This window comes from Actinoplanes sp. TBRC 11911 (genome assembly GCF_012933445.1).
GTDB lineage: Bacteria > Actinomycetota > Actinomycetes > Mycobacteriales > Micromonosporaceae > Actinoplanes.
Map to the genome: position 1 here is coordinate 1 of NZ_JABBNC010000067.1, position 8,096 is coordinate 8,096.

9 protein-coding genes are annotated in these 8,096 nt (G+C 64.6%); all 9 read left to right on the forward strand.

The window, feature by feature from the left end:
* A partial coding sequence (locus HH310_RS42825) for a hypothetical protein (protein ID WP_211193336.1) occupies positions 1–601 on the forward strand: 601 nt, incomplete at its 5' end.
* Between the two features lie 224 nt (positions 602–825).
* Entirely contained in the window at positions 826–1,956 is a 1,131-nt protein-coding gene (locus HH310_RS42830; protein ID WP_312034693.1) for a monooxygenase, read from the forward strand.
* A gap of 621 nt (positions 1,957–2,577) precedes the next feature.
* Entirely contained in the window at positions 2,578–3,585 is a 1,008-nt protein-coding gene (locus HH310_RS42835) for a DUF4192 family protein (RefSeq protein ID WP_169181524.1), read from the forward strand.
* A gap of 139 nt (positions 3,586–3,724) precedes the next feature.
* Positions 3,725–4,843, forward strand: a complete 1,119-nt coding sequence (locus HH310_RS42840) for a hypothetical protein (protein WP_169181525.1) — start codon at positions 3,725–3,727, stop codon at positions 4,841–4,843.
* Between the two features lie 350 nt (positions 4,844–5,193).
* Positions 5,194–6,279 carry an NlpC/P60 family protein gene (locus HH310_RS42845; protein WP_169181526.1) on the forward strand — a complete coding sequence of 362 codons (1,086 nt, stop codon included), beginning with the start codon at positions 5,194–5,196 and terminating at the stop codon, positions 6,277–6,279.
* Positions 6,280–6,441: 162 nt separating this feature from the next.
* Positions 6,442–6,858 (forward strand): hypothetical protein, encoded by a 417-nt coding sequence (locus tag HH310_RS42850; protein WP_169181527.1) that lies wholly within the window; start codon positions 6,442–6,444, stop codon positions 6,856–6,858.
* A gap of 422 nt (positions 6,859–7,280) precedes the next feature.
* Positions 7,281–7,409, forward strand: a complete 129-nt coding sequence (locus HH310_RS45150) for a hypothetical protein (RefSeq protein ID WP_282438689.1) — start codon at positions 7,281–7,283, stop codon at positions 7,407–7,409.
* On the forward strand, positions 7,397–7,573 hold the full coding sequence (locus tag HH310_RS43400) for a hypothetical protein (protein WP_211193337.1): 177 nt from the start codon (positions 7,397–7,399) through the stop codon (positions 7,571–7,573). Before HH310_RS45150 ends, HH310_RS43400 begins: the two co-directional genes overlap by 13 nt.
* Positions 7,570–8,058 (forward strand): S8 family serine peptidase, encoded by a 489-nt coding sequence (locus HH310_RS42855; protein WP_211193338.1) that lies wholly within the window; start codon positions 7,570–7,572, stop codon positions 8,056–8,058. Before HH310_RS43400 ends, HH310_RS42855 begins: the two co-directional genes overlap by 4 nt.
* Positions 8,059–8,096 lie beyond the last annotated feature (38 nt).

The window sequence follows — 8,096 nt, forward strand, 5'->3', positions numbered from 1 at the left end:
TAGGAGGGCCATATTCATGGCCACAAATTACGGACCGGCGAACAACAGAGACTCGAAGGAGGCAGCGACCACTCCGACGGGCGTGCCGACCAGCCCGGGCATCCCGGAGCATCTGGTCACGCGGCCCTGCGCCGGCGGTCTTGTCGTTCCGTGGATCACGCCTGTCACGTCCACGGGGCTTTACCTTTTCGGCAAGATCAGCCATCTTGCCCAGGTGCAATGCCTGCTCCGCAGGCTGTGCCAGGTGTGCGGCCGGAGGCTGGCCACGCCCGCGGTGCTGTTCGCTCGGTCAAACGACCTTGCGAATGGGTGCACCGCAGAACCGGCGCTCTGCGTACCGTGCGCGGCATACAGCGCTAGGGCCTGCCCGATGTTGTCCGGCCGGCGCGCACATTACCGGGCCGGCGAACACCCAGCCCTTGCAGGCATACCAGTCAGCATTGATCAAGCGCTACGGCAAGGCTCGCCGGCGGGATCCTGGTTCGCGGTCTGGATCCGCGACTACGACGTGATCCCGCATCCGGCCGAACCCGACACACTCGCCGCGTCATGGCAGCGGATCCTGCCGTTGCGCATCCAACCACTAACCGCCACCGCCTAACCACGGTCGCAGCGCCCTCCTGGCCTGCTTCGTCTTGCACCACCAATCGGCCGATTGCCCGGCCACCTCGTGCGACATCGCACACCCGGGCACGGCCAGCACGGCCGTGCCCGGTTTCGCATTACGTTTGGAGGAACCGGACCATGCCTTGCTCGCACCACCAGCCGTTCCGCCCTCGACCCGTCATGCCACGGCGGCGGTCGAACGGCGGACCACGAATCGCAGTGATCGGCGGTTCACTGACCGGCCCCGCCGTCGCCTTGATGTTCGCCCAGGCTGGCTTTAGTCACGTCAATCTCTACGAGGCCACTCCCGCCGGCACCACGCTCGGCGGCGGGCTGATCTCTCTGGAGCACTCCAGCCTCGGCATCCTGGACCAGGCCGGGGTCGACCAGGACGAATATGTACACGTTCCGTCCGAGACGATCTGGCAGACGCCGGTCAAAGATCGAGTTCTCGGAGACCCGGTCCGGCGTGTCTACCCCGGCAGGTTCACGACCTGGACTCAGCTCCACGACGCCCTGACCAGAAGGGTCCCGAACGATCTCGTTACGACTGGGGCACGGCTGACTGGCCTCACCGCACATCGAGGACACCCCCTCTTGGAGTTTGCAGAGGGTTTCACGGTGTCCGCAGACGTCGTAGTATTCGCCGACGGGAGAGCCTCCACGGGACGTCGGTTGTTGGATCCAAACCGACGATTGCGCTACGCCGGCTATGTCGGCCACCGAGGCAGCCTAGGGTTCAACCCGACCGCCATGGTCGACTTCTGGCGCCTGGAGCCCTGTCCTGGTGTGCAGTTCAACATCGCCCCGATTCCTGGCGGTGCCGACTGGACCTTCTATCTCAACGCCGGCCCCGGCGAGTACACACGTATGTTCGGGGCGGCACCGCGACAGCGGCTGTTCGCTCAACCACGACACGTCGGCGGCACAGCTCGTGCCCACGTCGACGGCAATGCCGTCTGGCATTTGCCCGAGCCCTTTGCAAGCGCCGTCCATTGCACCGCTAGCCGAACCGCGTTCCCGGTCATGGATATCGAACCGCCGACTCAGATGGTCTGGCCGGTGGGTGACGGATTCGCTGTCTTGCTAGGCGACGCCCTCGCTCCGGTCCGCGCGCACACGGCGCGCGGTGCCAACAATGGCTTCGAACAAGGCGACGGGCTGGTTACGGCGCTGTGCCAGCATCTTCGTCACGACGCCGACCTCGGTAACGCCCTGAGCGGATGGCAGCGCAGATACCTGCCCGCAGCCGTCGCCGCCGTCAGGCTCGGTCCGGTCATTGGCGGCCGTCTCGGCCTGGGCGTTAGTCCGGACGCTGACTCCGCCAACCTCGTCGAGCTGACGGTATAGCCCCTCGCTGACGTCGGCACGTCTTACCCGATCACCGAGCACCACCTGGGTCCGGCGTAGGGCGGTCGCCGTGCCCGGACATCTGACACTCCAGGCACTCACGAAAGGGCAGCGTCATGGGCAAGCCAGAAGTTCCCGCACCGAAGCAACCTCTCCGCCACCGTCTCGCTCAAGGTGCCATGCACTCTGCAGGTCACGTCGCCACCCTCGTTGCGCTCCACATCGCCGCGCTCGAGGCCATCGGCATCGTCGAGAAAGTCCTGATCTTCATCCACTGATCCGTGATCCGTTAGGCCATCGCACTGACTGCTGTGGCCGGCGCGTTGTCGTTCCCTCACCGCCACAACAAGCAGTAGGCGGCGGTGGTAGTGCGACAACGCACTGCCACCGTCCGTCTTGGCCCGGAAAAGCCTGCGGTGCTCACCCTCGACTTTCACGGCGGGCTGACGAACAACCGCCCGGACCGTCTAGAGGCCCGTATCCGATGCCCGACCAGCGGCCCGACCGGCCGCTAGTTCTCCCGAGAAGGGCTGGCCGCAACGGCTCTACCAATGATTCTCCACCTACCACTCACGAAAGGACATACCAGAGATGGACCATCCACATATCGAGCGGCGTGGCATGACCGACGACAGCATCATCATCGCCGTCCGCGCTGCCGACGTGGTCGGTATTGCGCCGACACTGCTCAATTTTCAACCAGAGGACAGCCTCGTAGTGGTTGGCCTGCAGGCAGTATTCGTGATTGCTGCCGCGAGCGCGGCGCTGCCTGAACAGCCGGGAGATCGAGAGAAGGTACTTACTGACGCGAAGGCAACGGCGACTGCCCTTAAGCAGGCCGGCGCCACGACCGCCGTCATGATCGGCTATGGCGAATCCGAGCAGGTCTCTGCCGCAGCCTCGCCTATGGCCGATGCGCTCAGCGCCGCCGGTGTCGAACCGCTCCGGCTCGTACGCGTCGAAAACGATCGCATCTTTGATCTCGGCGCACCTGAGCCGTCGGCGTTCCGTGACGGTGCACGGTTTGATCCGCGCGTCACGGCGACTCCAGTCAACGGGCGCATGGGGTTGCCGGACCACGACGGAATCGCAGTACAGCTCGCTCCAACCGACGGCGTAGCCCGCGCCGAGTTTAGCCGTGCGACCGAAGAGGCAGGTCAGCGTCTCTTCCAGCAGGTTGAACAGGTCGGGCGCAGCGGCGGCGGATTTGTGGCCGTGACGCGAATGCTGATCCACGAGGGAAAATCGGCCCTCGGCCGGGCGTTCGAGTCCTATCGAGAGGGATCCGTTCTCGACAATGCTCCCGCCGCCGAGCTCGTGGTCTTGGTGAACTTGCCGCCCGTTTTCAATCTCGCCTTGCAGAAGACGACGGACCAGGCTTGGCAGATCCGGATGTGGACCGACCTGCTTCGCCGCGCTGAGCTCGAACACGTCCCGGCCGTCGCCGTCGTTCTGGCCGTTTGCGCCTTGCATGCGGGCAACGGCGCACTCGCGCGTGCGGCACTGGCTCGCGCGCTCGACGCCCGGCCCGGCGACCCGCTAGCTCAGACTCTGATCAAGGCCATAGATGTTGGCCTCACACCTGATCAGCTCGCGTCAATTCTTTCCAAGTTGCCGTCCGACAGTTGAGTCATCCGGCGTCACAGCGGTTCCGCAGCCGTTGAGTCGCTGAGTTCTGCGCACGTGCGCGGGACGTCTACGCCTTTCGTTATAGGCGAGCGTCCCGTGGTCGGGGCGCTCGCCTGCCCTTACGCAGGAGGTAACCCGCGTGCTTGACACATCACCACGTAAACCAGCGAACGCGGGCCCGGCGACCGTCGTGACGACAACCGTGCGGCAACGCCCAGTCGAACACGCCGCATGGGCGTTCTATCTCGTGGCTGCAGCCGGATCCAGCGTGGGCCAAATCTGGGTCGCTGTCGAGACGCCACCGTGGCCGCACGCCATGCCTTGGTGGTTCCGGGTATTGCTCGTGCTGCCGTTCGCAATCGTCATCGACCTCGGTGGCGTTGTTACCGCGGCCTTCGCCGACACGCGCCGGCGGCTCGGCGAACCCGCTTACAGCTGGCGAATCCTCTCGGCCGCATCAGTCACCGTAGGGGTCGCCATCAACGTGCTCGGCCACCGCCAGGTCCCGTATTTCGCCGCCGTATTCGGTGGCCTAGGTGCTTTCGCGTACTCCGTTTGGACGTTGCACAGTGCTGCGCGCCGCCGGGACGCCCTGCGCGCCGCCGGAAAGCTTGTTGACACTGGACCCGTCTACGGCATCAGCCAATGGTGCCGTCAGCCGACGGTCACCCGTCGTGCCCGGGCACTCGCCCTTGAGCACGGCTACGCCGTACGTGAATCGCTCGTTGTGGCCCGGAAGCAGCTTCTCGAAGAGCGGCGCACCACCGCCCTCGGCCGGCATATCCAGAAGCTCATCAGAGCTCAACACCAGGACCCGACAATCGCTGAAATCGCAGCCACGACCCTAGACGTCAGCGCCATCGCTGCCCGCCTTACTGAAAGTGCGGACATCGGCGGCTGGGCACGCGTCATCGGCGCCGACCTTACCCCGCCGCTCTTGGCCCCCGCCGACCTCCCGGCAAACGAGGACGTGGAACAGGGTATCGCTGACCTTCCGAAAGACATTCTGCGGCGAATTCCCGTCAAGCAACCGGACTACGACCAGTGGCGCCTGGTCTGGGAGCACTGGCAGCGTGACCCCAAGGTCAACTACAAGACCATCGCCCAGCAACACAGCATCTCCGAGCGCCAGGCCCAATGGGTCCGGGTGGCTGGCGCCAACGGCCTGCTCAATTCGCCCACCCCGCCGCTGGTCCGGTTTCTTCACATCCTCCGGGCCAACGGCCACCGCCCCCTCGATTCTCGAGCGCAATCCTGACGCCGACGCCCGCAACGACACGTCAGTGCGAACCCTCGCTCCCTGCGTTGCCACCCGGCTCGACTTCCCGTTACCCGCCGAGCCGGTGTGGTTGCGCCGAATCCGCGTCGTCGCGGTGTAGCGCTTGCGGTCCGGGCGCGTACGCGCCTTGATCGACGCCCTGCACGCAAACGAGCGGCAAGACAGCGACGTGCGGCCGGCGCCAGATGTACGACTATCCGCGCCCGTTGCCGCCCGCCCCACAAGCACCCGCCGACGCAATGAGGCCCTTTTTGCGTTTGTGGCCCGGAGCTTCGTGCTCCGGCCGAAGCCTCCGTGTGTACTCGGTCTGACAAGGAAGCCGGATTGCGATGGTCAAATTATTGAGCGGCGTCGCCGCCGTCGTCTGTTTGATAGGTCTCAGTCTCGTTGGCGCCACGATCATGAACGGCGCGGCTGCGTCCTGCGCCCCGCGCTCCGCCCTTTCAGGCTCTGCCACACCCGTGGACACGTACGACGCCGATCAAGTCAGCAACGCCGCTACCATCGTGATGGTAGGCAGGCAACTCGGCGTACCAGCTCGTGGGTGGATAGTTGCCGCCGCAACCGCACTACAGGAGTCGGGCCTACGGAGGCTCGACCACGGCGACCGCGATTCACTCGGCCTCTTCCAGCAACGCCCCAGCCAAGGTTGGGGCACGCGTGCCCAACTGCTGGATCCCGCCACCGCCGCCCAAAAGTTCTATCAGAGGCTCGGCACAGTTCCCGGCTGGCAGTCGATGTCGTTGACCGAGGCCGCCCAACGCGTTCAACGTTCGGCCTACCCGGACGCGTACGCCAAATGGGAGCACGACGCGACTCAACTCGTGAGCATTGTAGTTTCCGGCGATCCGCGAGCAATTCCAGTTGATCGTGAGCAGTGCGTGAGAATTTGCCCTTGGATCGCGACATCGCCGGATGGTTCTGGTGGGTCCTGTGTCGAGGCTAGCGCGGTGTTCCATCGGGCGCAGTTGTGGCTGACCGCGTGGCGGGGCGGGCCGGTGCCTTATCTGTCGAGCAATGTTCCTGGCGATCTTTTCGGCGGCTATCGCAGAGATTGCTCAGGCTATGTGTCCATGGCGCTGGGTTTACAGGGGCCCGGGATGACCACGGTGGAGCTGGCCCAGCGATCGACCATGATCGGGAAGTCTCAGCTACGGCCGGGTGATCTGATGATCAATCCTGATACCGATTTGCGTGGCCATGTGGTGCTGTTCGCGGGCTGGGTTGATGCGTCGATGGCCAGCTATTACGGCTATGAGCAGTCCGGTGACGGCGGGACACATTTCAGGAAGATCCCATATCCGTATTTCGGTTCGTACCCCATGTCGCCGCATCGGCTGGGGATTATTGCATTGGATGCAACGCAACGAAGTACATATGAGACGGTGCAAGCGACCCGACCGGCCATCGTCTAATCGCGTTTCGAAAGTCCGCCGGATAGCGTTCGTGCGGAACCAGCCGGTAGGGTGTACCTGGCCAACGTTCCGCTCACGCCCTGTGCTGTCCTACCCTCGCTATTCCTAGTTCGCCCGCCAGGTGCGCGTGCTTGCGCCCAGGCCCTACGCCGGAGGGAATCTATGCTGAAGACAATCGTTACGGACGTGTGCACTGTCAAGTTGCAGACGCCGCTCGGTGACCTTGAAATTCGCCTCGAACTCGTGGTGTTCCGCAATTTATCCTCGCGAGCCAACAGTGGAAGTGAGCCCGCGGCAAAAACAACTCGCAGACTGCAGGCTCATGCAAATTACGCTAAAGGGGTAGACTATTACGCCTACGCGGACGTGACCGACATATACACGCTGCCACCCCGAGCCGAGGAACTCGTGGATACCGACGTCGCGGCAGGTCTTGTTGAAGGCGTGGTCACAGGACTCCATGAAAAGGCAATCCTCGAGGGCGAGCGGACCGGGAATGCTGTTCTTGGCCCTCCGACCTACCTCACGGCCAACCACCTAGAGGACGTCCTCCGGCAGCTCCGCGCCGATCGTGCATAGCCCTAGTAGGCTATTGGATGACACCATTCCGTCTCGCTAGATGAGCCGCCTGTGAACAGCAGGCGCTATCCGTCAGCGGAGATGACGCAGCCACGGTCGTCGGGTCGCACACGCGCGGCCTGGAGGTGTAGTCCTTAGCTTTCGAGGCGCGGAATGTTCACAGAGCTGGCCACGAGCGGCTGCTCTTCCATGGCGTTGGGAAACCAGGCTACGCGCTGCGCCCAGGTGATCGGAACGCCCAGCACATTGGATCCGTGTGTCCAATGTTTGCCAGTGGCGCCCCGGCAAAGCGCCCGACCGGGTGGTTGTCCGCATCCATGTAGCGGTGCTCCGATGGTTTGCGTGGACAATAGCGGAGGCCGCGCATGGTCGAGCCTCGGCGCTGGCTCAAACCTGATCGCCACTCTGCACGAGGAGCACCGATGAGCAACGACGAGTTCATCATCCTGCGAGCCGACCCCAGCGACCCCCGTACGAGCGATCCTCGGGTCCTCGGCGAGCCGGGTACGAGTGCGCTTGGCGCCGAGCGGGCCTGGACTTGGACCTGGTAGTGGAGACCGGCGAGTTGTCCACCAAGGAGGTCCAGGACCTCCGGCAAGATCGCGAGGTTCTCGGCGTCGTCCCGGCGATGCCGCTGCGATTGGTCGCCCCGTCGTCGCCGCGGATGCCGACGCCGTCGCTGTCGCGGCTGACGACACCACCGCCTGGGGTGTGACGGCGGTCGGTGCGGCCGGCTCGCCCTTCACCGGTGCCAGCGTGCGGGTTGCCGTGCTGGACACCGGCATCGACGCCGCGCATCCCGCGTTCACCGGAGTCAGCCTCACCCAGAAGGATTTCACCGGCGAGGGCGACGGCGACGAGAACAGCCACGGTACGCACTGCGCCGGCACCGTCTTCGGTCGCGACGTCGGCGGCACCAGGATCGGGGTGGCGCGCGGGGTGACCGACGTGCTGATCGGCAAGGTGCTCATCAAACGCGGGGTCGGGAGCACGGCGAACCTCGCGGCGGGCACCCACTGGGCAGTGACCAACGGCGCCGGACATCAAGTCGCAGCCGACGTACGCCCGGCCGTCCGAGTCGACGAGCATGTCGTTGATGAACGAAAAAAGCCTGTAGCCGCTTCTCGCAGCATGGTCACTCCACGATCCTCCACCGTCGCGTTCGCAGGGCAGGCGTGGCTGTCGTCACGATTGCCCTGACTTGACTATCCAGTAGTCAGAGGATAGCTTCGATTCTG